The sequence below is a fragment of the Sulfitobacter sp. TBRI5 genome, assembly GCF_051013555.1.
Classification (GTDB): Bacteria; Pseudomonadota; Alphaproteobacteria; order Rhodobacterales; family Rhodobacteraceae; genus JL08.
In genome coordinates this window covers 3,301,829-3,326,344 of sequence record NZ_CP112884.1, presented here as the reverse complement: position 1 = coordinate 3,326,344, position 24,516 = coordinate 3,301,829, and the positions used below count along the sequence as shown (strand labels likewise).

The following is a 24,516-nucleotide window of genomic DNA, read 5'->3' as shown; positions in this document are numbered from 1 at the left end:
TTACGCCCTATGTATCTAGGGGGCCAGCCAGCGCAACGCAATCATCCGGAATTGCGCCTAAAAATTAGGCAATCGCCATTTAAGACGCGCCGTAATAGGCCCCGAATATTGTGGTTTGCCAAATATATCGATATCACAATGCCACATGCACAAGGAATAGGCACTTGCCGGTCGCATTGGACGAAAGAACCCTGACACCCCCTGTTTTTCTGGCCCCGCTGGCCGGAATCACCGATCTGCCGTTCCGTGATCTGGTGTCATCCTTCGGGGCCGGTCTGGTGGTCAGTGAAATGGTCGCCAGTCAGGAAATGGTGCAGGCCCGCCCCGGCACACGCGAACGCGCGGAACTGGGCATGGGGCAGGCGCATACCGCCGTGCAACTGGCCGGGCGCGATCCCTACTGGATGGCCGAGGCCGCGCGCCTGGTTGAAGACAACGGCGCGGCGATGATCGATATCAACATGGGATGCCCTGCCAAAAAGGTGACAACCGGCTATTCGGGATCGGCCCTGCTGAAAACGCCCGATCTGGCCTTGTCCCTGATCGAGGCGGTGGTGAAAGCGGTATCGGTTCCCGTCACCCTGAAAACCCGGTTGGGCTGGGATGAAACCTGTCTGAACGCGCCCGACATCGCGCGGCGCGCCCAGAATGCGGGCATACGCATGGTCACGATCCACGGCCGCACCCGAAACCAGTTTTACAAAGGCCACGCCGACTGGGCCGCCATTCGTGCAGTGCGCGATGCCGTTTCCATTCCGGTGATCGCAAATGGTGACATTACCGACACCATTACCGCCCGTCAGGCGCTGGACCGCTCTGGCGCCGCGGGCGTGATGATCGGGCGCGGAGCGCAGGGGCGCCCCTGGGCGCTGGCGCAGGTAGCGCATGATCTGTTCGGCGCACCACAGCCCGCGCGCCCCGAAGGCACGGCGCTGATTGACATGGTGCGCACCCATTATGACGCGATGCTGTCATTTTACGGCAACGAACTGGGTGGCCGCGTCGCGCGCAAGCATCTGGGATGGTACATGGATGACGCCGGCACCGATCCGGCCCTGCGCCGCGCGGTGCTGACATCGCGGGCACCCGATGTCGTTATGCGCCTTTTGCCCGATGCGCTTTGTCCAAAAGGGCGGGCGGCGGCATGATTTCGAACCAGTCCATATGGGCCTCGATCCCGGTGCCGACCCTGCTGATCGACGAAGATGATCGTATCGTCGATGTGAATTCCGCCGCCGAAGGGTTTTTGAATGCCTCGGCAAAATCCGTCACCGGTGAACCGGTCTGGGATATGGTCGCGGTCGATGACCCGCTGGAAGAGGCGTTTGATCGCGCCCGCGCGCAAGGCACACCGCTGTTTGTCAATGATGTCGATGTCGGTTCGGGCGCCCGCCCGCCGCTGCAATGCGGATTACAGATCGCGCCGCTCGTCGGGCATCCGGGCAAAATGATCCTGATGATCACCCCGCGCGAACTGGCCGGACGCATGACCCAAAGCCATTCTGTGAAATCCGCAGCCAAATCGGCGATCGGCATGGCGGAAATGATGGCGCATGAAATCAAGAACCCGCTGGCGGGGATCACCGGTGCGGCGCAACTGCTGTCGATGAATTTAAGCGCGGATGATCTGGAACTGACAGATCTGATCGTCGAGGAAAGCCGCCGGATCGTGAAACTGCTTGAGCAGGTGGAACAGTTCGGCAACCTGAGCGCGCCAGACCTGCAACCGGTGAACCTGCATGACGTGATGGATCGCGCGCGCCGGTCTGCCCTGTTGGGGTTCGGCGCGGATATGAAAATTATCGAAGATTACGATCCGTCACTGCCGCTGGCCCATGGCGACCCCGATCAGTTGTTGCAGGTTGTGTTGAACCTGTTGAAAAATGCATCCGAAGCCGCTGGGCCACAGGGCGGCACCATCCGCCTGCACAGCTATTACGAACATTCGTTCCGGCTGCGGCGCAGCGATGGCACCGGCCATTCGCTGCCGCTGCAAATCGAAATCATTGATGACGGCCCCGGTCTTCCAGACAAGATCAAGGCCGATATTTTCGATCCCTTCGTTTCAGGGCGCGAAAACGGCACCGGCCTTGGCCTCGCGCTGGTGAGCAAGATCATATCGGATCACAACGGCTGGATTTCCGTCACCTCGGTGCCGGGCCGGACGGTTTTTCGCCTGTCGCTGCCGCGGGCCCCCAAGGAAAACAAGGAGAACGGATAATGGATGGTACGGTTCTGGTCGCGGATGACGATCGCACGATCCGCACGGTTCTGACGCAGGCGCTGACGCGGGCCGGGTGCAAGGTGCATGCGACGTCGTCGCTGACCACACTGATGCGCTGGGTGGCCGAGGGCAAAGGCGACGTGGTGATCACCGATGTCGTCATGCCCGATGGCAACGGGCTAGAGATGCTGCCGAAAATCGCGATTGACCGTCCCGGTATGCCGGTCATCGTAATTTCGGCCCAGAACACGATCATGACAGCGATACAGGCCGCCGAAGCCGACGCCTATGACTATCTGCCAAAACCCTTTGATCTGCCGGACCTGATGAAACGAACAGCGCGCGCGCTGGAAAGCAAGAAACGCACGCCCGCACGTCTGCCCGAGGGGCAGGAACGCCCGGATGAATTGCCGCTTGTCGGCCGCACACCGGTGATGCAGGCGCTGTACCGGCTAGTGGCGCGCGTCACCAACACCGATTTGCCGGTGTTGATCTGTGGCGAATCCGGAACCGGAAAATCCCTGATCGCCCGCGCTATCCACGATTTTTCGGACCGCCGCACATTGCCCTTTGTGACCGTCACGGCGAATGAACTGCAAGATCTGGAAGGCCCTGCCAAAGTGTTCGCTCGGGTGCGTGGGGGGACTTTGCTGATTGATGAAATCGCCGATATCAGCGCCGAATTGCAGGCGCGCATCGTGCGCATGATGGATGCCGCGGGCGATCACATGCCCCGTTTCATGGCCACCAGCCAAAGCAATCTGACCCGCGCCATGGAAGCGGGGCAAATGCGCCAGGATCTGTTTTACCGCCTAAGCGGTGCAACGCTGAACGTGCCGTCCCTGCGCGAACGCGTTGATGATATCCCGCTGTTGGCAGAACATTTTCTGGCCCGCGCGGAACAGACCGGGGCGCCGTGCCGTACCTTGTCGCCCGAAGCGTCAGAGCTGTTTCGCGCCTATAGCTGGCCCGGCAATGTGCGCCAGCTGGAAAACGCGATCCGTCGCCTGGTGCTGACCAGCCCTGCAGAAGACATATCGCGCGCCGAAATCGAAGCGGTGCTGGGCAGCCAGCCCGAAATGGAACCGGTTCTGGGGGGCGGTGACAGCGAAAAACTGTCGGCCTCGGTCGGGCGCCATTTGCGCCGGTATTTCGATCTTCACGGCACCTTGTTGCCGCCGCCCGGCCTTTACGGGCGGATCCTGCGCGAAGTCGAAGGCCCGCTGATCGAAATCGCGCTTGAGGCAACCGGCGGCAATCAGGCGAAATGCGCCGATTTGCTGGGCATCAACCGCAATACTTTGCGCAAGAAAATCACCGAACTGGATATTGAGGTGACAAGACGCCGCAAATTGATGTAAAACGGCCACATAACCGTGGCCATCCGGCGTCACCGCCAGATCAGGACCACATAATATAGCGGTAAGCTGCGCAGGCGGCACATCAATAAGGATAGCGCGGGTGGCAACCCGGTCACGCGATAGCCATTGGATAAAATTCGCCCGTTTGCGGCGGATGCGCCGCGTGCAGAACGCGGCGACGCTGGGTCTGGTCATTCTGGGTCCGGCTTTGGCGCTTGCGACATTCCTTATTCTGGGGCCGTTTGATCAGGGGTCCGGCTCGCCTTCGCTGCGTCTGATTCTGCTGGCCGATCTGGTGTATGTTCTGGTTGTCGCCACGCTGGTTCTGGGGCAGGTGGCCCGGCTTGTTTCGGCGCGACGGGCAAAATCGGCGGGTTCTCGCCTGCATTTGCGGCTGACCGGTGCCTTTGCGCTGCTGGCGCTGATCCCCACTGTGACCGTCGCGGTGTTTGCCGTGTTGACCGTGAATATCGGTCTGGAAGGCTGGTTTTCGGACCGGGTGCGCGAGGTTGTCGGCAATTCGCTGGCCGCCGCCGAAGCCTATGAAGGCGAACAGCGCGAGGATTTGCGCCAGGATGCACAGGTTCTGGCACGGTTTCTGGATCGCGAACGCACCCGTCTTGTGTTTCTGGACGAGGCCGAACTGCGCCAGATGCTGACCCAGGGCCAGAACCAGATACAGCGCGGCCTGCGCGAGGCATATGTTATTGACGGAACAGGCGAAATTCGCGTGCGGGGCGAACGATCATACCTGTTCGATTATGATCGGCCAACGCAATCCCAGATCGAACAGGCCAATGCCGAAGGCATGGTGATCATAGAGGATTGGGAAAACAGCGAATTCCGGGCGCTGGTGCGCATGGACGCCTTTGTTGATCGCTACCTGTTTGTAAGCCGTGACGTGGATGGTGAAATTCTCAGTCTGCTGGACGAAACGCAGGAAACTGTCCGCCTTTACCACCAGCTTGAGGCAGATCGTGGCCGCGTTCTGTTTGAATTCGGCCTTTTGTACATCGGTTTTGCCGTGATTCTGATTCTGGCAGCCATCTGGGCCGGCCTCTGGTTTGCGGAACGTCTTTCGCGGCCTGTGGGCCGGCTGGCAGGCGCGGCGCAGCGGGTCGGGGCGGGCGATCTGGATGTGCAGGTGCCCGAAGAAGACGGCGATGACGAGATTTCGATGCTAGGCCGCTATTTCAACCAGATGACCAAGCAGTTGAAAGGCCAGCGCGAAACCCTGCTGGACAACACCCGCCAGATCGAACGGCGCCGCCGCCTGTTTGATTCCGTGCTGAGTTCGGTCACGTCCGGCGTTGTCGGGCTGGATGCCGAAGGCCGGGTCGCGTTTGTGAACCGGTCAGCGGAACGGTTGCTGGGCTGGTCCGAAGACCGCCAGTCAGTTGATCTGGCGGTCGCAGTGCCCGAATTCGGGCCGCTGTTTACTACCTTGCGCTCCACCCAGGCCGAGGTGACGCAGGATGAAGTCAAGGTATCGCGCGACGGACGGCTTGAAAACCTTCTGGTGCGCATGGCCACGCGGCGCAATGAGTCCGGCGGTCTGGAAGGCTATGTGGTGGCTTTTGACGACGTAACTGATCTGGTCAGCGCCCAGCGGATGGCGGCTTGGGGCGATGTGGCCCGCCGCATCGCGCATGAAATTAAGAACCCGCTGACCCCGATCCAGCTAAGCGCGGAACGCATCAAACGCAAATTCGCCCCGCAGGTGGGTGAAGACGGCGACAAACTGGAACAGATGACAGACGTTATTGTTCGCCAAACCAATGACTTGCGCCGCATTGTTGATGAATTTTCCAAATTCGCCCGGATGCCCGAACCGGACCGGCGGGTCGAAGACCTGACCCATCTGGTCAGCGATGCAGTTTCGCTTCAGCAATCGGGGCAGCCCGATGTCACGATCACCGCCACATTGCCCGATCACCCGGTCGAGGCGGAACTGGATGCAACTATGATCTCTCAGGCGCTGACAAACCTTATCAAGAACGCCGGAGAAGCCATTGAAACTTTGCAGGAAAAAGGTGCGCCTGATGGTCTTCAACCGGAAATTCGCGTCGGCATGACGCTGGACGGTATTCAGGCCTGCATCACGATTGCCGACAACGGCATCGGTCTGCCCGAAGATCGCGCGCGCCTGTTCGAACCTTATGTTACAACACGCAACGAAGGCACAGGGCTGGGCTTGCCGATTGTAAAGAAAATCATAGAAGAGCACGGCGGCACTTTGGTGCTACAAGACGCGCCTGTCTTTGACGGGCAAACCCACTTCGGAGCGATGGCGGTGATCAGGCTGCCCATCGGCACCGAACCCGATTTAAACCAAAATATGCGTAAAAAAGCGGAGCAGGAGACCCATGAGTGATATTCTGATTGTCGACGATGAAAAAGATATCCGTGAACTGATTTCGGACATTCTGGAAGACGAAGGATTCGCCACACGGCTGGCGGGCAATTCGGATGATTGTATGTCTGCGATCAATACAGAACCGCCGGCGCTTTTGATCCTTGATATCTGGCTGAAAGACAGCCGGATGGACGGGATCGATATCCTAAAGACGGTCAAACGCGACAATCCGGATGTGCCCGTGGTGATCATATCGGGCCACGGCAACATTGAAATTGCGGTCGCTGCGATCAAGCAGGGCGCCTATGATTTCATCGAAAAACCGTTCAATATCGATCAGTTGCTGGTTGTGATCCGGCGTGCGATGGAAACATCCCGCCTGCGCCGCGAAAACCAATCCCTGCGGCGCAAGGATGTCACCAGTGCCGAAATGATCGGATCAAGCGCCGCGTTCCGCACGCTGGTATCGCAACTGGACAAGGTGACGAAATCCAACGGCCGCGTCATGCTGACCGGCCCTGCGGGATCGGGCAAGGAAGTGGCAGCACGTTATATTCACGCCCATTCCAACCGGTCGGGCGCCCCGTTCGTCACGGTCAATTGCGCAGGCGTGGCCGCGGACCGGATGGAAGAGGTTCTTTTTGGCCGCGAAAGCCCCGAACGCGGGGTGGAACCGGGCCTGCTGGAACAGGCGCATGGCGGTGTTGTCTATTTTGACGAAGTGGCCGACATGCCCATTGGCACGCAATCAAAAATCTTGCGGGTTCTGGTGGATCAACAGTTCCAGCGCGTTGGCGGCAACGACAAGGTACGTGTCGATCTGCGTGTTATTTCAAGTACAAACAAGGACCTGGAAGCCGAAATTGAAGCAGAGCGGTTTCGGCAGGAGCTGTATCACCGCCTGAATGTGGTGCCGATTGCGGTTCCGTCGCTGGCCGAACGTCGCGAGGATATTCCGGTTCTGGCAGAGCATTTCATTGCGGCTTGCAACACATCCCAGGGCTTGCCGCTGCGCGAAATGACGGACGAAGCCGCAGCCCTGATGCAGACGATGTTGTGGCCGGGAAATGTGCGCCAGTTGAAAAACCTGATCGAACGGGTGTTGATCCTGGGAGAAGGCTCCGGCCCGATCGAGGCAAAGGAACTGCCGGCAGAAGACGACAAACCGGCAGAAGAGGGCCGTGTTGTCCTGTCGGGCGCACTGGCCACACTGCCGCTGCGCGAAGCCCGCGAAGCGTTCGAACGCGAATATCTGCTGACCCAGATCAACCGCTTTGGCGGCAATATCAGCCGCACGGCGAATTTTGTCGGCATGGAACGCAGCGCGCTGCATCGCAAGCTAAAGTCGCTGAACGTGGTCACATCCAGCAAATCCGGTGCGCGGGTGGCCCATGTGGATGAAAGCGAACTGGAAGATATGCAAGAGCCTGCGAACTGAGGACAGCAGGCCCTTATTCCACGTTAACGATCTGCCAACTGCCACCTTCGTTGCGGATGACGCAGGAATTTGCGGCAAGGGCAGGCATCGTGCGGGTTGCGGCAGGTGAAACACTGCCGGCAACTGATTGCGAACACTGTGGAATTTGCGTGCGCTGATAGCCTTTGGCAGCCATGCACTGATCCATCAGGCGCAGCCGCAACGGCGCGTTCACATCCACCGAATACACCCGGCCCGGACGCCAGAACCCCGGATAATAGGTGCAGTTGCCCGCCCCGTTGCACGACCGGTATCCGGGAACATACAATCCGGGATCCTGGCGCACCTGACTGGCCACAGGCGCATCGCGCAGGGCGGCAACCTCGCACTTGGTCTCTTCGGTCTGCATGCGTGTCACGTCGGCGCCGGGTTTGTAGTACAGTTCCAGCGGTGTGGCGCAGGCCCCCAGGGCCAGAAAAAACAGGGCAAACAGCAGGGATCGCATGGGTCTTGTCCTTATCGGGATGAAGCCGCTCCAGGGTGCCGCAGCGGGCGACAAATGACAAACAATTTGACCCTTTCTAACCCTTCTGTCATTCAACAAGTTCAGAAAAACACGCTGTTCACGGTGGGTTTTTCGCACACCAAAGGGCATATGGTATGAAGGTCATCATTTGCGGGGCAGGTCAGGTTGGCTGGCAGATCGCGCGCCATCTGTCAGGCGAACGCAACGATGTCGTCGTCGTCGACAGCAACCCCGATCTGGTGCGCCGCGCCACCGACACGCTGGATGTGCAGGGCATTGCGGGATATGCAAGCTATCCCAACATTCTGGACCGAGCAGGCGCGCGGGACGCGGATATGGTCATCGCGGCCACCCATTCCGACGAAGTGAACATGGTCACCTGTCAAGTCGCCCATTCCGTCTTTGGCGTGAACCGCAAGATTGCCCGCATCCGCAGTCAATCCTATCTGGATGCGATCTATTCCGATCTTTACCGGCGCGATCACATGCCGATCGATGTGGTGATCAGCCCCGAACGCGAGGTTGCGGCAGCAGCCATGCAGCGCCTGTCGGCCCCGGATGCCTTTGACACTGAAATTTTCATGGAAGGGCAGGCCCAGTTGCTGGGGATCACGATCGAAGAAGAATGCCCCGTGGTGAACACACCGCTGCGCCAGTTGACCGATCTGTTTTCCACCCTGCGCGCCATTGTCGTCGGTGTCCGCCGCGATGGCACGCTGTTCGCCCCCGAAGCCAACGACCAGTTGTTTGTCGGTGATGATTGCTACGTGTTCAGCCATGTCGAAGACGTGCGCCGCACGATGGAAATATTCGGCAAGACCCACAAGAAACAGGACCGTATCGTGATGGTCGGGGGCGGCAATGTCGGCCTGACCGTGGCATTGCAACTGGAACAGCTGAAAACCCGCGTGCGGGTCAAGGTGATCGAAAAAAACCGGAAATGCGCAGAAATGGCCGCCGAGGCTCTGGAACGCACGATTGTGCTGAACGGCGATGGTCTGGATGCCGCCCTGCTGAACGAGGCCGGGATCAGCCGCGCCGATGCGATGCTGGCCGTCACGGATGACGACAAGACCAACATGCTGGCTGCCGTACGTGCCAAATCCGAAGGCTGCGCCTATGCCATTGCGCTGATCAACGATCCGACGCTGGTTCCCCTGATGGGGCCGCTGGGCATTGATGCCTACATCAACCCGCGCGCCACCACCGTCAGTTCGATCCTGCGCCATATCCGCCACGGACGGGTGCGCGGTGTCTATTCCATCGGCGATGCCGAAGCCGAGGTGATCGAAGCCGAAGTTCTGTCAACATCACCCATAGCAGGCCAGAAAATCAGTGATATCGACTTTCCCGAAGGCGTGCTGGTCGGGGCTGTCATGAAAAGCCACGAAGTGATCCGACCCACAGGCGATACCAGAGTGGAAGAAGGCGATGTCATTGCCCTGTTTGCGATGGCCAAGGATGTCCCCGAAGTCGAACGCCTGCTTCAGGTGTCGATCGATTTCTTCTGATCCATGCCCCGTTCAGCCAGCCCATCCCGTTTTCTGGACATTTTGCTGAACCTGCCGCTGTTTCTGTTGCTGGTCGGATGTGGCTCTGCCTCGATGTACGTGCCTGCTGCCTATTCGCTGATCCTGACCAATCACACGGATTCGCGCACCTTTTTCTATGCCGGCACGCTGGGCCTGATCACCACTGCCATGATTGCCATCGCGATGAGCGGCCGGCGCAGCCGGCACGGCACGCTTGGCCAGCTGATGTCGCTGTTTTCGATGTTCGCCTTTCTGCCCGTGCTGTTGGCGATCCCGTTCTATGACGCGCTGCAAACCACCAGTTTTCTGAATGCCTATTTCGAAATGGTCAGCGCCATCACCACCACCGGCGCCACCATGTTCGAAGATCCGACGCGCCTTTCGAGCGGGTTGCACCTGTGGCGGGCGCAGGTCGGCTGGATGGGCGGGCTGGTCATGTGGATCGCCGCATCGGCCATTCTGGCCCCGCTGAACCTTGGCGGGTTCGAAGTGACCGCGCGCGCCCAGCCCGGCCGGATGTCCGAAGCACGCGGCGACCGTGTGGGGCGGTCTGACCCGCGCACCCGGTTGCTGCGCATCACAATAGTGTTGTTTCCGATTTACGCCGGTCTGACGTTGGTGTTGTGGGTGTTGTTGTTGCTGGGCGGGGATACGTCGCTGGTGTCGCTGTGCCATGCCATGTCGGTAATGGCGACCAGCGGCATTTCCCCCATTGGCGGGGTGCAGAACGGCGCGTCGGGTTTCACCGGCGAGGCGGTCATGTTCCTGTTCATGCTGTTTGCCTTGTCACGTCTGACATTTTCCACCGATACCGTCACCACCGGCGGAACCGGCATTCTGTCCGATCCCGAATTCCGCATCGGCATGATGCTGGTCATTGGAGTGCCGGTTCTGCTGCTGCTGCGCCACTGGATGGGATCGCTTGAGGTGCGCGAGGGCGACAGCCTGTTGAAGGCCGCACAGGCGTTCTGGGGGTCGATGTTCACGGTCCTGTCATTCCTGACCACCACCGGATTTGAAAGCGCCGACTGGGGCACATCGCAAAACTGGTCGGGCCTCAGCACGCCGGGCCTGATCCTGATGGGTCTGGCGCTGACCGGGGGCGGTGTGGCGACAACGGCGGGTGGCGTGAAACTGCTGCGGGTCTATGCGCTTTATCTGCACGGGTTGCGCGAAATGGAACGGCTTGTGCATCCTTCATCGGTCAGCGGCGGCGGCCAGCGCACCCGCCGAATCCAGCGCGACGGCGCCTATATCGCATGGATCTTTTTCATGCTGTTTGCCCTGTCTCTGGCGCTGGTGACGGTGGTTCTGACGGCTTTGGGCGTTGATTTCGAAAATGCCGTGGTCCTGAGCATCGCGACATTGTCGACAACCGGTCCCCTGATCCAGTCAGCGTCCGAGGCCCCCGTCAGCCTTGTTCAGCTTGGCCCGTGGGCCAAGGGCGTACTGTGCGCTGCCATGGTTCTGGGGCGTCTGGAAACCCTTGCCATTATTGCCCTTCTGACCCCGGATTTGTGGCGCAGTTAGCCGCAATAAGTTGTGCCCAAGATGCGACAATTGCGTTCGGAGCGTAACGGATTGTTTTTTGGGCTGGAAACTCCCCATTTGCCGCTACATACTGGTGTGTGCGAGGGAATACGCTGATCCGCAGCGTGAAAAAGAACAAAGGCGAGTAATAATGGCTTCGGACAGACAGAACCTTCAGGACGCGTTCCTGAACCACGTGCGCAAAACCAAAGTGCCCGTGACTATCTTCCTGATCAATGGCGTAAAGCTGCAAGGCGTGATTACGTGGTTCGATAATTTCTGCGTTCTTCTGCGTCGTGACGGCCAATCCCAGCTTGTTTACAAGCATGCGATTTCGACGATCATGCCATCCCAGCCGATCAGCCTGTATGAGGGCGAAGACGCCTCTTGATGGAACACGAGCGTGCCGTCACCCGCGCATGGGTGTTGCATCCTGACCTGAAATCAGACCATTCCCGCCGGCCCGCCGAACCGGCATTGGCCGAAGCGATTGCGCTTGCCGATGCGCTGGCCGAACTTCAGGTTGTCGGCGCCGATGTGGTACGCCTGCCCAAGGCCCATGCAGGCATGCTGTTTGGCAAGGGCAAGATCGAGGAACTGCGCCAGAAATTCGAAGCCGACGAGGTTGAACTGGTTCTGGTCGACGGGCCGGTCAGCCCGGTGCAGCAACGCAATCTTGAAAAGGCCTGGGGCGTAAAGCTGCTGGACCGGACCGGTCTGATCCTTGAGATTTTCAGTGATCGCGCCCGCACCAAGGAAGGTGTGTTGCAGGTCGAAATGGCCGCGCTGTCCTATCAGCGCACACGGCTGGTGCGGGCCTGGACCCACCTGGAACGCCAGCGTGGCGGGCTGGGATTTGTTGGTGGTCCCGGTGAAACCCAGATCGAAGCGGACCGGCGCGCCATTGACGACCAGTTGGTGCGCCTGCGCCGCCAGTTGGACAAGGTGGTCAAAACCCGCACACTGCACCGCGCCGCGCGCGCCAAGGTGCCTTACCCGATTGTTGCGCTTGTGGGGTATACCAACGCCGGCAAATCCACCCTGTTTAACCGTCTGACAGGGGCCGATGTCATGGCCAAGGATATGCTGTTTGCCACACTGGATCCGACGATGCGGTCGGTTGTGCTGCCCGATGGGCCGGAAATCATCCTGTCGGACACGGTGGGTTTCATCAGCGATCTGCCCACCGAACTGGTCGCAGCCTTCCGCGCCACGCTGGAAGAAGTCCTGGGCGCCGACCTGATCTGCCACGTGCGCGACATATCCCATGGCGAAAGCGAGGCGCAGGCCCGTGACGTGATGGATATCCTGACATCGCTTGGCATTGATGAAGACCGGCCCCTGATCGAAATATGGAACAAGATCGATCTGCTGACCCCTGAGGCGCAAGAAGCCATGCGCGCCCGCGCCGCGCGCGACGAAACGCGCTTTGCGATCTCTGCCGTCACGGGCGAGGGGATAGATGACCTGCTTGCCGCCATTGCCGATATTCTGGTCGGCGTCAAAACCACCGAAACCCTGACACTGCCGTTTTCCCAAGGCAAGAAACGCGCCTGGCTGTTCGCGCAGGATATCGTGCAGGACGAGGCGCAGGGCGAAGACGGGTTTGACATCACCGTCCGCTGGAGCGCACGGCAAAAGCAGGATTTCGAACGGCTTTGATGCTGTCGGGTTTACGCCCAGACACCCCCGTCACGGCGCGATCAATGGCAATCGCCTTCCAGTGAAATGGGTTCCAGGAAAAAATCGTTCGGTCCGCCCAGAAACGGGATGCACGTAACAGTGCGTTGCAAAACCCTGTAGGAAAATATCATTTCAAAGGAATAAAGGCAGGTTTTCATGCCGCCATCGCCTTCGGGGCATTCGATGGAAAAGAAGATCCGCTTGACCTTGGTTTGATTGGGCAGATTGGGCACCGGTATCCAATCTGTCGTGGTGTGAATACGGCAATCTGGCCCGCACGGATCGGTATGTTTGCGCTCAAGATAACGCGCAAAAGCCTCTTTGGCCTTCAGAAACGCCTGATCCGCCAGAGCCTGATCATAGGCAGGGCATCCCGCGCTGATCGTGCCTTCGGACCCGCCGACGCCACTGGCAGACAGAAATTCGAATTTGTATTCCGTGGTTGGTGAAGGGCATCCCATGGACGTTTCCTTTTTCAAAAGAAACAGCCCCTCGGGCGGGTGTTATAGCGATTTTGAACGTTTTTGCCTGCGCATCGGCGCAAAATCGCCCAAACAGTCCGAAAGCTTCACCTTCACCAACCACGGTTCGGGCCGTGTCAGGCCCCGTCGATCTGGCGTTGGTTCTCTCCTTGCTTCAATGGCAAAGGGCCGGGCTGTGCCTGCAGCCCTGTCTATGCCGATGTTCACTCGGCCGGGATAAGGCGGGTCACGCCGACGGATGCGGCGCGGGCCAGGTTTTCATCCAGTGACATCGGGATGTATTCACCGCGCCGCCACAGCTGCGCCAGATCGTCATAGTGGCGCGACAGGAAATGCCCCGATTGACCGGTCGAGGTGACGAAAACCGAACTGTCGGGATCGGCAAAATCATAGACCCCGCGATAGGCGGCGCTGTGCACATTCTGGAACGGGTCCGGATCCTGCCCGCTGGTGCGCCCGCGTTGCAGCGTATTGTCGCCGCCGCTGGTGGACTGGCGGATGTTCACGAAATAGCGCAGCACCGGCACCTCGCCCAGAACCGGGTGATCATGGGTGGCCTGATGCGCATCGCCCCAGCGCAGGCTTTCCAGTGCGGGGCCGTGTTTTTCACCGATCCAGACCAGCGCATCATCCAGCGCCAGCCGCGCCATGTCGGGGCAGGTTTCCACTGGTGCGCTTTGCAGAACATCGCACCATACGGATGCGCCATCCACGTCCCGAAATGCGCGTTCGATAAACAGCGGTTCCACATGGTCGAATTCAACCGCCAGCGGTCCCAGCTCATCCTGTATCAGGCGGGTTTGCAGCGCGCGCAACCACGCCGCATAGATCAGCGGCTCGGGCAAATGTTCGTTCATTTCACCATTCCAGCTGGCCAGCAATGTTAACGCGCGCTGGCGCTGGCGCTCGGCGGTACCATCGGGGGCCGCTTCGCCGGTGAACCATAATTCGGCCCCGATCAGCGGCAACAACGTTCGTGCCGTCGCACTGACCGGATCAAGCTGGGCCTCGATAAAACTGTCGCGGGTGTGAACCTGACGCGACTGCATCAGGCGCTGCCAGCGCTGGATACGCTGACTGTCACCCCAGACATAAGACACATGTTTGGGAAACGGGCGATCAATCGTCTTGTTGTTGGTATTGCCAAGGATACCGCCAACAGGGGCGATGAAATGCGGGTTGTCGCTGAAGGGCAACCGACCCTGCCAGCGGTTTTCGTGGCGCCACCCCGGCGAAGGCAACCGCCCCTGGCTTTGATGCTCGGCGTTGCGGCGCGGCATCGCGCCGATCGTTTTCATCGCGATATCGGACTGGTCGGCCAGCGTCAGGTTCTGCGAGGGGGCGATATAGTCTTCGCTCAGTTCCAGCCCGTCGCGCACGGTTTGCGCCCCCATCAGGGCGATTGCCGCACTCATTGTAGTGTCTTTGGGGCTTAGCGCGGTCCATGCCAGCGAAACAACGTGACCGGGGGGTGTGATGGTGGACAATCCGTAATGCGAACCGGGCAGAACCGGGCCGTTTTCCGTCCAGCGCAATGTCAGCGTGATCGGCGTGCTGTCCTTGATCTCGACAATGGATTTGCGGGTCACGAAGGGGCGAAACCCGGCGGGCGTCTGGTATTCTTCCGGATTGTCCGGATTGATTTTTTCGATGAACAGATCCTGATCGTCCAGATAGGACGACGTAATGCCCCAACCCAGTGTCGCACTGCGCCCTGTCATCACCACCGGCACGCCGGGAATGGTGGCCCCGATCACACCGCCAGACGCCAGTTCCAGCCGCGCCAGATACCAGATCGAAGGCGCTGTCAGGCCAAGATGGGGATCATTGGCCAGCAATGTGCCCCCCGATGCGCTGCGCGACGGGGCGGCGGCCCAGGCGTTCGACGCGCCGGCAAGGCCACGGCGTTTGAACGGCGACGTTTGTGTTTGCGGCATCGGGCTGGCCTGTGCGAAGCGCGGCACCGGGCCCGGTACAAGGGCAGAGTAACGGGGCAGGGCGGCAACACCTGATCCCGGAACATCAGGCAGGATATCACGCAACCTGTTTTCATCCGGCAGGATCAGCGACGTGCGCGCGCGCAATACCTCTTCCTCCAGATGCGAGGACAGTTGCAGCGCCATCAACTTGATGATCGCAATCGAATCTGCCGGCTGCCACGGGGCAATCGGGGCATTGAACACGAACATTTCCGGCGCGCCGCGCCCCAGCGCATCAATGTTGATTTCCGCCAGCCGCGAATTCACGCCAGCCGCATAGGCCGACAGGGCAGCGCGCGTTTCGGGGGTTTGCACCTCGACCGATTTGACAGACAGCGCGTAAAGGTCCAGCCGCCGCACCAGACTGTCGATGGATACGGTGCGTTCACCGAACAGCTCTGACAACCGGCCCTGCACCGTGCGGCGCAGCATTGTCATCTGCCACAGCCGGTCCTGCGCGTGGGCATAGCCAAGCCCGAAATACACATCCGTGTCCGGCGCATCCGGCGCAGCAAAGATATGGGGCACATTGGCGTTGTCACGCACCACCTCGACAGGGGCGCTGATATCGGCAACCCGCAGCGTCTTGTCGTAATCGGGTAGGGAACGGGACGCGAGATAATACACCACGACAGCCCCCAGCACGATCAGGCCGATCAGACCCGATGCAATGCGAAGCAGCCATTGGAACAGCGTTGGCATCAAGCCCCCTTTTCTTTACCCGTCATGGATGCAAGTTTAGCCAGACACAATGCGTAACCAAAAAGAATTCAAGGGGAAAGCACATGGCAAACGTCGCGTTTCTGGGTCTGGGGGTTATGGGTGGTCCGATGGCGGCCCATCTACAGGCAAAAGGCCACAACGTCACGGTTTATAATCGGACCGCGTCCAAGGCGCAGGCCTGGGCCAAGTCCCATGGCGGCCAGCATGCCGCGACCCCGCGCGAGGCGGCAAAGGGCGCTGAATTCGTGATGGCGTGCGTGGGCAATGATGATGATCTGCGCTCGGTCTGTCTGGGCGATGACGGCGCGTTTACCGGGATGGATGCGGGCAGCGTTTTTGTCGATCACACCACTGTTTCGGCGGCTGTCACCCATGAACTATACGCAACCGCCAAATCCGCCGATATCGCCTTTGTCGACGCGCCGGTGTCCGGCGGGCAGGCCGGCGCGGAAAACGGTGTGCTGTCGATCATGTGCGGTGGCGATGAGGCCGAATATGCCCGCGCGGAACCGGTGATGGCGGCCTATTCCAAAACCTGCCGCCGGATCGGCACCAGCGGCGCCGGCCAGATGACCAAGATGTGCAACCAGATCGCCATTGCCGGTCTGGTGCAGGGCCTGTCAGAGGCGCTGCATTTCGCGGAAAAGGCCGGTCTGGACGGGCGCGCCGTTGTCGAGGTGATCAGCCAGGGTGCCGCGGGCAGCTGGCAGATGTCGAACCGCTATGAAACCATGCTGGACGACAAGTTCGATCACGGGTTCGCGGTGGACTGGATGCGCAAGGATCTGGGCATCTGTCTGGACACCGCCAATGACACCGGCGCCAGCCTGCCGGTCACGGCGCTGGTCGATCAGTTCTACAAGGACGTGCAGAAACTGGGTGGCGGGCGCTGGGATACATCCAGCCTGATCAGACGCCTGCGCGCGATGGGGTAAACGGGCCTTCGGGTTCGGACCGGATCAGGCAGCAAAAAAGGCGGGCTAGATGCCCGCCTTTTCAAACCTAAAATCAAAGTCTTACGGAATGATCCGCGTGTATTTTGTGCCTTCCAGCGTCGCGCCGACCAGCAATCCGGCGCGGCCGAACACCGCCGCCAGAACCGGTGCTAGCGCGGTGGTGGTTTCGGCGGCCAATCCGTCGCCCTGATCGGAAATCACGTATTCCACACCCGCGCCCACGGCCCATCCGGGCGAACGGCGAAAATCCATCAGCGCGTCGTCTGTCATGAAGAACAGCACATGCGCGTATTGCTGGGCGCCGATCTGCAAACCGGCGCTGGCCTTGGTGGTGGAATAATAATCCACTGTCGTGCCGCCAACCCGCAGCGCACCGCGCCCATAGGCGCCGCCGTAGATAAACCCGGCTTCGGTCACCAGCGGCATCACCAGCATCCCGTTGGCCTTCTGGGAAAGGTCAACCGTGTTGGGGTATTGGCGGTACATCTGGTCAAGGGTTGCATCAACGCGCGCGTCGATCGTGCCGGGGCCGGAACTGCCCACGCCGTTGCCACATGCCGCAGTCAACGCAACGCCAGAGAATGCCGCAAGAGTAAACCCGCGCCGGGTCAGACGGGAGGAATCGTGATTTTTCATATGTTTTGCCTGTAATTGTTGCCTGTTCAGCCGGTTTATCCGGTCTTGTCGGCGTTTATACGCCGATAACGCCGATGTGTCACGCCAAAGAATGGCAATGGGCGGCATGCTGCCCTTTGGACGCCGAAGATCCGGTCAGACCAGACCGTGCGCCAGAGTAAACGGATCGCGCGCGGCATCGCGGTGCCATTCATATTCACAGATCAGCGCCACGTCTTCGGCCTGTTCCGTACCGTGCAGATGTTCGATCACGGCCAGCGTCATGTCCATGCCCGCCGACACACCGGACGAGGTGAAAAACCGGCCATCCTGCACCCACCGGGCCTGCCGCTGCCAATCCACGTCCGGACCCTGCGACACGACCCAGTCAAACGCCGCCTTGTTCGAGGTTGCGCGCCGCCCGTCCAGCACACCCGCCTTGGCCAGCAGGGCAGAACCTGTGCACACGCTCAGCACATATTCGGCCTGTTGCGCCGTGCGCGCGATCCAGTCCAGCAGATCAGTATCGTTCAGACCCGGCCGCACGCCCGGGCCGCCGGGTACAAACAGGATGTCATATTGTGTCCCGTCCCCGGTGCCGGCTTCGGCGACGGCGGCGAGTTTCTGCGCGCTGCGCACCGCGCCGCGATCCTGCGCCACAAGTGTCAGATCGAAATCATCCGCCAGATGGCCGAACATTTCCATCGGTCCAAACAGGTCCAGCAGTTCGAAACCGGGAAATATCAAAGCACCGATTGTGCGCATGTCGTGACCCTTTCAATTCGCGGGCAGGGCGCGTGCCTACCCCTTGGTCCCGTTCAAAAGACGCGCGGCATCCGGGGCGAAATAGGTCAGGATGCCATCACATCCGGCCCGTTTGAACGCCATCAGGCTTTCCATCATCACCTTTTTACCGTCGATCCAGCCATTCTGTGCTCCGGCCTTGATCATCGCGTATTCGCCCGACACCTGATAGGCGAATGTCGGTGCGCCAAAGCTGTCTTTGACGCGGCGGCAGATATCCAGATAGGGCATGCCGGGTTTGACCATGACCATATCGGCACCTTCCATCAGGTCGCGTTCGATCAGGCGCAGCGCCTCGTCCGAATTGGCCGGGTCCATCTGATAGGTTTTCTTGTCCCCGCTCAGCGCGCCCGACGCGCCGACCGCATCCCGGAACGGCCCGTAAAACGCACTGGCGTATTTGGCGGCATAAGACATCACCATGACGTTGTGGTGCCCGCCGGTTTCAAGCGCATTGCGGATCGCACCGATCCGGCCATCCATCATATCGGACGGCCCGATAATATCGGCCCCGGCTTCGGCCTGTGCCAGCGCCATTTTCACCAGCGCCGCAACCGTTTCATCATTCAGAATCTCGCCATTCACGACATAACCGTCATGGCCGTTGATGTTGTAGGGGTCCAGCGCCACATCCGTCATGACGGCAATATCTGGCACGGCGGCCTTGATCGCGCGTGTGGCACGGTTGGACAGGTTGTCGGGGTTCCACGCTTCGGCGCATTCTTCGGTGCGGTCTTTTTGTTCGGTGTAAGGAAACAGGCAAATCGCCGGAATCCCCAGATCAGCGGCCTGTTTAGCAGCCTCGACAATCCGGTCCACACTGCGCCGCATCACACCAGGCATGGAGGTCACCGGCTCTTCCACACCCTCGCCACTGCGCACGAAAAGCGGCCAGATGAAATCATCGGCGCTGAGCGTATTTTGCCGCACAAGCGCGCGCATCGGGGCGCTTTGACGGGTGCGGCGCAGGCGTGCGGCGGGAAAGGGGGCAACGGTCGGTTTCATCTGGATCACTCTGTTCTTGAACTTGTTTAGGCCTGACACGGAAAAACAGGCTTCACAAGGGTAGGAATTGCCGCGCCGCCCCGCTAAGAGAGGCAAAAGATTGCAAAGCAGGCTCCCCTTGGACTGGCACCAAACTGTATTTGAACTGATCGACATGCGTTCGTTTTCGAACCTGTGGTTCTGGATCGCATTGGCTGTGATGTGGTCAACCGCCAGCCACTGGGTCATCGGCGTTCCCTATGATCTTGTGCTGCGTGCCCGCCGGCAGGGCGGACAGGTCGAAACCGATCTGGAAGATCTGGTGCGTATCAATGTGAACCGACTGCTTTATGTCGCGCGCGTTTCGGGGCTGTGGCTTTTGGGGTTTGGCTGCTTTTTCCTGACCGCGCTGGCTATCACCGGGTTCATGTACGACGTCGAATTTGCCCAGGCCGTGTTTTTGCTGCTGTTCCCGATGTCGATTGTCGGGCTTTTGTCACTGTCAACGGCGCGGCTGATCGAAACCGAACATCTGGTTGGCGAAGCGCTGCACCGGCGGTTGGGGCGGCACCGGTTCTTCACCCAGTTTATCGGCATGATTTCGATCTTTCTGACCGCCATGTGGGGCATGTTCCAGAACCTGTCGCTGGGTCCGTTCGGCTGACAATGTCAAACAACGGCTTTCATATAACGCTTGGCGGCGCACCGGAAGGCTATGACGCAAAGCTGATCCTGAAGGAACTGGCGGACGCGGGTGCGCCGGTTCTGCATATCGCGCGCGATGACAAACGTATGGTCGCAATGCGCGCGGCGCTGGCGTTTTTTGCCCCCGATATGCCCGTTGTCACCTTTCCCGGCTGGGATTGCCTGCCTTATGACCGCGTATCGCCCAACGCCGATATTTCAGCAACGCGGATGGCCGCGCTGGCCGGTCTGGTCCATGGGATGCCACCGCAATATGTGCTGCTGACAACCCTGAACGCCGCCAGCCAGTACGTGCCCGCGCGCACCATCCTGCGCGAGGCCGCGTTCAAGGCGCAGGTCGGTGCGCGTATTGACGAAGCCGCGTTGCGCGCATTTCTGGCCCGCATGGGGTTCAGCCAAAGCCCGACCGTTCTGGAACCGGGCGATTACGCGGTGCGCGGCGGGATCATCGACATCTATCCGCCGGGCGATCTGGGGCCGGTGCGGCTGGATCTGTTCGGCGATGTGCTGGACGGCGCGCGCCGGTTCGATCCGGCAACACAGCGCACGACCGAAAAGCTGGACATGATCGAACTTGCGCCGGTGTCCGAGGTGATACTGGACGAGGCCGCGATCACGCGGTTTCGCCAGAACTATCGTATCGAATTCGGCGCGGCGGGCACTGATGATCCCCTGTACGAGGCGGTCAGTGCGGGGCGCAAACATCAGGGCGCGGAACACTGGTTGCCGTTCTTTCACGAAAAGCTGGAAACCCTGTTCGATTACCTGCCCAAGGCCAGCATCACGCTGGATGACCAGATCACCCCGACGCGGCTGTCGCGCTGGGATGCGATCGTGGACCAGTATGAAACCCGCAAAATCGCAATGTCGGAAAAATCGCACCTGAACACGGTGTACAAGCCGGCGCCACCGGCCAGCCTGTATCTGGATGATGCGACATGGACCACCGCGGTTGCGGACCGGCGGGTGATCCAGCTTAATCCGCTGCCACAGGCAACCGGCCCGAACGTGCTGGACGCGGGCGGGCGCATCGGGCGCAATTTCTCGCCCGAGCGGCAATTGGAAAACATCAGCCTGTTCGGCGCGCTGGCGGATCACATCAGGAAGAAACTGGACACAGGCCCCGTGGTTGTCGCCAGTTATTCACAAGGCGCGCGGGAACGGCTAAGCGGCTTGATCGAAGACGAAGGGCTGGCCGAAACAATCCCGATCACCGATGCCACGCGCATCGGCAAACGGGGGCTGCATCTGGCGGTATGGGCGCTGGAACATGGCTTTGAGGCCCCCGGGCTGACCGTGATTTCGGAACAGGACGTTCTGGGCGACAGGCTGATCCGCGCTCCGCGCAAGAAACGGCGTGCCGAAAACTTTCTGACCGAAACCCAAAGCTTGTCACCCGGCGATCTGGTGGTGCATGTCGATCACGGCATCGGGCGCTATCACGGCATGGAAGTGATCACCGCCGCAGGTGCAGCGCATGAATGCCTGTTGCTGGAATATGCCGAACAGGCACGTCTGTACCTGCAGGTGGAAAACATCGAACTGCTGTCGCGATACGGCCACGAAGAAGGCCTGCTGGATCGGTTGGGCGGGGGCGCATGGCAGGCCAAAAAGGCCAAACTGAAAGAACGTATTCGCGAAATGGCCGACCGTCTGATCCGCGTCGCCGCAGAACGCGCCCTGCGCCGCGCACCGATCATGGATCCGCCGCCGGGCATGTGGGATGCGTTCAGCGCCCGCTTTCCCTATACCGAAACCGATGACCAGATGCGCGCGATCGGCGAAGTGCTGGACGACATGCACAGCGGATCGCCGATGGACCGGCTGATTTGCGGCGATGTCGGCTTTGGCAAGACCGAGGTGGCGATGCGCGCGGCCTTTGTGGCGGCCATGTCCGGCGTGCAGGTCGCAATCATCGCCCCGACAACGCTGCTGGCGCGCCAGCATTACAAATCCTTTGCCGAACGGTTTCGCGGCTTCCCGATCGAGGTGCGGCCCCTGTCACGCTTCGTGAGTGCCAAGGACGCGCAGGCCACGCGGGACGGCATCAGCCGGGGCACGGTGGATATTGTCATCGGCACCCACGCGCTGCTGGCGAAATCCATCCGGTTCAAAAACCTGGGCCTGCTGGTGATCGACGAAGAACAGCATTTTGGCGTAAGCCACAAGGAACGGCTGAAACAGTTGCGCACCGATATCCACGTGCTGACGCTGACCGCGACACCGATCCCGCGCACCTTGCAATTGTCCCTGTCGGGCGTGCGCGACCTTAGCATTATCGGCACGCCCCCGATCGACCGGCTGGCAATCCGCACCTATGTCAGCGAATTTGATGCCGTGACCCTGCGCGAGGCGCTGTTGCGCGAACATTATCGCGGCGGACAGTCGTTTTTCGTGGTGCCCCGTATTGCCGATCTGCCCGAGATCGAAACTTTTCTGGCCGAACAGGTGCCCGAAGTCAGCGTGGTTATCGCCCATGGCCAGATGGCAGCGGGTGAACTGGATGACCGCATGAACGCGTTTTACGACGGCAAGTACGATGTGTTGCTGGCCACAACGATTGTCGAATCCGGTTTGGATATTCCGTCGGCCAACACCATGATCATCCACCGCGCCGATATGTTCGGCCTGTCGCAGCTTTACCAGATCAGGGGGCGGGTGGGCCGTTCGAAAACCCGCGCCTATGCGTATCTGACCACGAAACCGCGCGCCAAACTGACCCCGGCTGCGGAAAAACGGCTGCGGGTTCTGGGATCGCTCGATACATTGGGGGCAGGCTTTACCCTTGCCAGTCAGGATCTGGACATTCGCGGCGCAGGAAACCTGTTGGGCGAAGAACAATCCGGCCAGATGCGTGATGTCGGCTTCGAACTCTATCAATCCATGCTGGAAGAGGCGATTGCCAAGATCAAGGCGGGCGAATTGGAGGGGCTGAGCGCGGCAGACGATCAATGGGCGCCCCAGATCAACCTCGGCGTGCCCGTCCTGATACCGGAACCCTATGTGCCCGATCTGGATGTGCGACTGGGCCTTTATCGCCGCCTGTCCGAGCTTAGCACCAAGGTCGAACTGGAAGGTTTCGCCGCCGAATTGATCGACCGGTTTGGCCCGCTGCCCAAAGAGGTGAATACTCTGCTGCTGGTCGTGCGGATCAAGGCGATGTGCAAACGCGCCGGTATTGCCAAGCTGGATGGCGGCCCCAAGGGCGCGACGATCCAGTTCCACAATGACAAATATGCCTCGCCCCAGGGGTTGGTTGATTTCATCACCGATCAGCGCGGGCTGGCCAAGGTCAAGGACAACAAGATCGTGGTCCGGCGCGACTGGAAAAAAGACAGCGACAAGATCAAGGGCGCGTTCGCGATTGCACGCGACCTGGCCGAAAAGGCGATTGCAGAACAGAAAAAGGCCAAGGCCAAACAGGGTTAGACCGGTTGTTCCTCGGTCCGTTGGAGTGACAGCATCAGACCGGCCGCCACGATTGCCATAACCAGAACACCGATGATCAGAGGCAGGGGCGTGCCGTCAAAGGCCAGACCGACAGGGGCCGCGATCACCGCCGCCAGCACGGTTGATACCGCCCCCATCACCGACGCCGCCATGCCCGCGATATGCCCCATCGGTTCCATCGCAATGGCATTCAGGTTGCCGATGGTCATTCCCATCATGAAAAACACCGAGAACTGCCAGACCATGAAGGCCCCGAACTGTATGCTTTGGGGCGGTTGCATCAGCCACAAGACCAGCATCAGGCTCGAAAGGGCGACTTGCACGGACAGCGATACCGTCACCAGACGCCGCATTCCGATATGCATCACCAGCGCCGCATTCAAAAATCCTGCCGTGCCCGACAGCAGGGCAATGCCGCCAAACCAGAACGGAAACTCTGCGCCGCGCTGAAACGAAATATCAAAAATCTGCTGCACCGAACTGAGCATGGAAAACAACATGCCGAAGATCAGCGTTTGCACCAGCATCGACATGCGCACCGCCGGATGGGCGAACAGTTCCTTGATGGCGACCCACAACAAACCCGCCCGAAAAGGCCGCCGGTTTTCCACCGGCAGGGATTCACCCAGCCGGACCGACATCCACACCATGCTGACCAGCGAGAACAGGATGAATGCAACAAAGATACTGCGCCAGCCAAACAGCGCAATGATGCCCGCCCCCAAAAGCGGCGCAAAGGCCGGCACAAGGGTAAAGATGATCATCACGAATGAAACAAGCTTGGCCATTTCCCGGCCGGAATAGAAATCGCGGATCACCGCCATCGTCGCAATGCGCGGCCCCGCAGCCCCCAACCCCTGCGCAATACGCGCGGCAAAAACCCATTCAAGCGATGAACTGGCCCAAGCGACCGCCGCCCCAATGATATACAAGGCCCCGCCGGCCAGAATAACCGGCTTGCGCCCGAACGCATCCGACAGCGGGCCAGTAAACGCGGTGCCAATGCCCATGCCCAGAACAAACGAGGTGACGATCAACTGGGCCCGGTTCAGGGCATCCGGGCTTAGTTCGGCCCCGATGCTGGGCAGGGCGGGCAACATCGCATCAATCGAAAACGCGATGGTGGCGAACATCATCGCACACAGCGTGATGAACTCGACCCGCCCCATCGTGTTGGTGCGCGCATCGC

Annotated in this window: 19 protein-coding genes; 12 read left to right on the top strand and 7 right to left on the bottom strand. The window is 60.2% G+C overall.

Annotation, left to right across the window (positions count from 1 at the left end; genetic code table 11):
- Window positions 1–164 precede the first annotated feature (164 nt).
- From dusB to OLX72_RS16635, 5 genes are all read left to right on the top strand, one after another.
- Window positions 165–1,148, top strand: a complete 984-nt coding sequence (dusB, locus tag OLX72_RS16655; RefSeq protein WP_433989138.1) for a tRNA dihydrouridine synthase DusB — start codon at window positions 165–167, stop codon at window positions 1,146–1,148.
- Entirely contained in the window at window positions 1,145–2,221 is a 1,077-nt protein-coding gene (locus OLX72_RS16650) for a two-component system sensor histidine kinase NtrB (RefSeq protein WP_114870080.1), read from the top strand. Before dusB ends, OLX72_RS16650 begins: the two co-directional genes overlap by 4 nt.
- On the top strand, window positions 2,221–3,585 hold the full coding sequence (locus OLX72_RS16645) for a response regulator (protein WP_433989137.1): 1,365 nt from the start codon (window positions 2,221–2,223) through the stop codon (window positions 3,583–3,585). Before OLX72_RS16650 ends, OLX72_RS16645 begins: the two co-directional genes overlap by 1 nt.
- Window positions 3,586–3,739: 154 nt before the next feature.
- Window positions 3,740–5,959 (top strand): ATP-binding protein, encoded by a 2,220-nt coding sequence (locus OLX72_RS16640; RefSeq protein ID WP_433990474.1) that lies wholly within the window; start codon window positions 3,740–3,742, stop codon window positions 5,957–5,959.
- Entirely contained in the window at window positions 5,952–7,379 is a 1,428-nt protein-coding gene (locus OLX72_RS16635; protein ID WP_114870083.1) for a sigma-54-dependent transcriptional regulator, read from the top strand. The genes OLX72_RS16640 and OLX72_RS16635 overlap by 8 nt, the downstream gene beginning before the upstream one ends.
- Window positions 7,380–7,392: 13 nt before the next feature.
- Here OLX72_RS16635 and OLX72_RS16630 read toward each other — a convergent pair whose 3' ends face one another.
- Window positions 7,393–7,863, bottom strand: coding sequence for a hypothetical protein (locus OLX72_RS16630; RefSeq protein ID WP_114870084.1), 471 nt, complete (start codon window positions 7,861–7,863; stop codon window positions 7,393–7,395).
- 155 nt (window positions 7,864–8,018) lie between these two features.
- Here OLX72_RS16630 and trkA point away from each other — a divergent pair, with 155 nt between their 5' ends.
- From trkA to hflX, 4 genes are all read left to right on the top strand, one after another.
- Entirely contained in the window at window positions 8,019–9,395 is a 1,377-nt protein-coding gene (gene trkA, locus OLX72_RS16625; protein WP_114870085.1) for a Trk system potassium transporter TrkA, read from the top strand.
- Between the two features lie 3 nt (window positions 9,396–9,398).
- A complete protein-coding gene (locus OLX72_RS16620; protein WP_433989136.1) occupies window positions 9,399–10,946 on the top strand; it encodes a TrkH family potassium uptake protein in 1,548 nt (515 codons plus the stop codon).
- Window positions 10,947–11,097: 151 nt separating this feature from the next.
- Window positions 11,098–11,337 (top strand): RNA chaperone Hfq, encoded by a 240-nt coding sequence (gene hfq, locus OLX72_RS16615; protein WP_007119530.1) that lies wholly within the window; start codon window positions 11,098–11,100, stop codon window positions 11,335–11,337.
- Window positions 11,337–12,608 (top strand): GTPase HflX, encoded by a 1,272-nt coding sequence (gene hflX, locus OLX72_RS16610; protein ID WP_433989135.1) that lies wholly within the window; start codon window positions 11,337–11,339, stop codon window positions 12,606–12,608. Before hfq ends, hflX begins: the two co-directional genes overlap by 1 nt.
- Window positions 12,609–12,649: 41 nt before the next feature.
- On the opposite strand, the gene OLX72_RS16605 is transcribed toward hflX, so the two are convergent.
- Together OLX72_RS16605 and OLX72_RS16600 are read right to left on the bottom strand one after the other, a co-directional pair.
- Window positions 12,650–13,090 (bottom strand): hypothetical protein, encoded by a 441-nt coding sequence (locus OLX72_RS16605; protein WP_114870088.1) that lies wholly within the window; start codon window positions 13,088–13,090, stop codon window positions 12,650–12,652.
- A 224-nt stretch (window positions 13,091–13,314) separates the two neighbouring features.
- On the bottom strand, window positions 13,315–15,792 hold the full coding sequence (locus OLX72_RS16600) for a penicillin acylase family protein (protein WP_433989134.1): 2,478 nt from the start codon (window positions 15,790–15,792) through the stop codon (window positions 13,315–13,317).
- A gap of 83 nt (window positions 15,793–15,875) precedes the next feature.
- Between OLX72_RS16600 and OLX72_RS16595 the strand changes: the two genes are divergently transcribed.
- Window positions 15,876–16,748, top strand: a complete 873-nt coding sequence (locus OLX72_RS16595) for an NAD(P)-dependent oxidoreductase (RefSeq protein ID WP_114870090.1) — start codon at window positions 15,876–15,878, stop codon at window positions 16,746–16,748.
- Between the two features lie 81 nt (window positions 16,749–16,829).
- On the opposite strand, the gene OLX72_RS16590 is transcribed toward OLX72_RS16595, so the two are convergent.
- From OLX72_RS16590 to hemB, 3 genes are all read right to left on the bottom strand, one after another.
- On the bottom strand, window positions 16,830–17,405 hold the full coding sequence (locus OLX72_RS16590; RefSeq protein ID WP_114872239.1) for a YSC84-related protein: 576 nt from the start codon (window positions 17,403–17,405) through the stop codon (window positions 16,830–16,832).
- A gap of 135 nt (window positions 17,406–17,540) precedes the next feature.
- A complete protein-coding gene (locus OLX72_RS16585) occupies window positions 17,541–18,149 on the bottom strand; it encodes a DJ-1/PfpI family protein (protein ID WP_433989133.1) in 609 nt (202 codons plus the stop codon).
- A 36-nt stretch (window positions 18,150–18,185) separates the two neighbouring features.
- Window positions 18,186–19,193 (bottom strand): porphobilinogen synthase, encoded by a 1,008-nt coding sequence (hemB, locus tag OLX72_RS16580; RefSeq protein WP_114872240.1) that lies wholly within the window; start codon window positions 19,191–19,193, stop codon window positions 18,186–18,188.
- A gap of 118 nt (window positions 19,194–19,311) precedes the next feature.
- On the opposite strand from hemB, the gene OLX72_RS16575 reads away from it, so the two are divergent.
- Together OLX72_RS16575 and mfd are read left to right on the top strand one after the other, a co-directional pair.
- Complete coding sequence (locus OLX72_RS16575; protein ID WP_433989132.1) at window positions 19,312–19,836, top strand: component of SufBCD complex; 525 nt, start codon at window positions 19,312–19,314, stop codon at window positions 19,834–19,836.
- A gap of 2 nt (window positions 19,837–19,838) precedes the next feature.
- Window positions 19,839–23,306, top strand: a complete 3,468-nt coding sequence (gene mfd / locus OLX72_RS16570; RefSeq protein ID WP_433989131.1) for a transcription-repair coupling factor — start codon at window positions 19,839–19,841, stop codon at window positions 23,304–23,306.
- Here mfd and OLX72_RS16565 read toward each other — a convergent pair.
- Window positions 23,303–24,496 carry a multidrug effflux MFS transporter gene (locus OLX72_RS16565; protein ID WP_433990473.1) on the bottom strand — a complete coding sequence of 398 codons (1,194 nt, stop codon included), beginning with the start codon at window positions 24,494–24,496 and terminating at the stop codon, window positions 23,303–23,305. The two genes, mfd and OLX72_RS16565, sit on opposite strands and share 4 nt — an antisense overlap.
- Window positions 24,497–24,516: the final 20 nt, after the last annotated feature.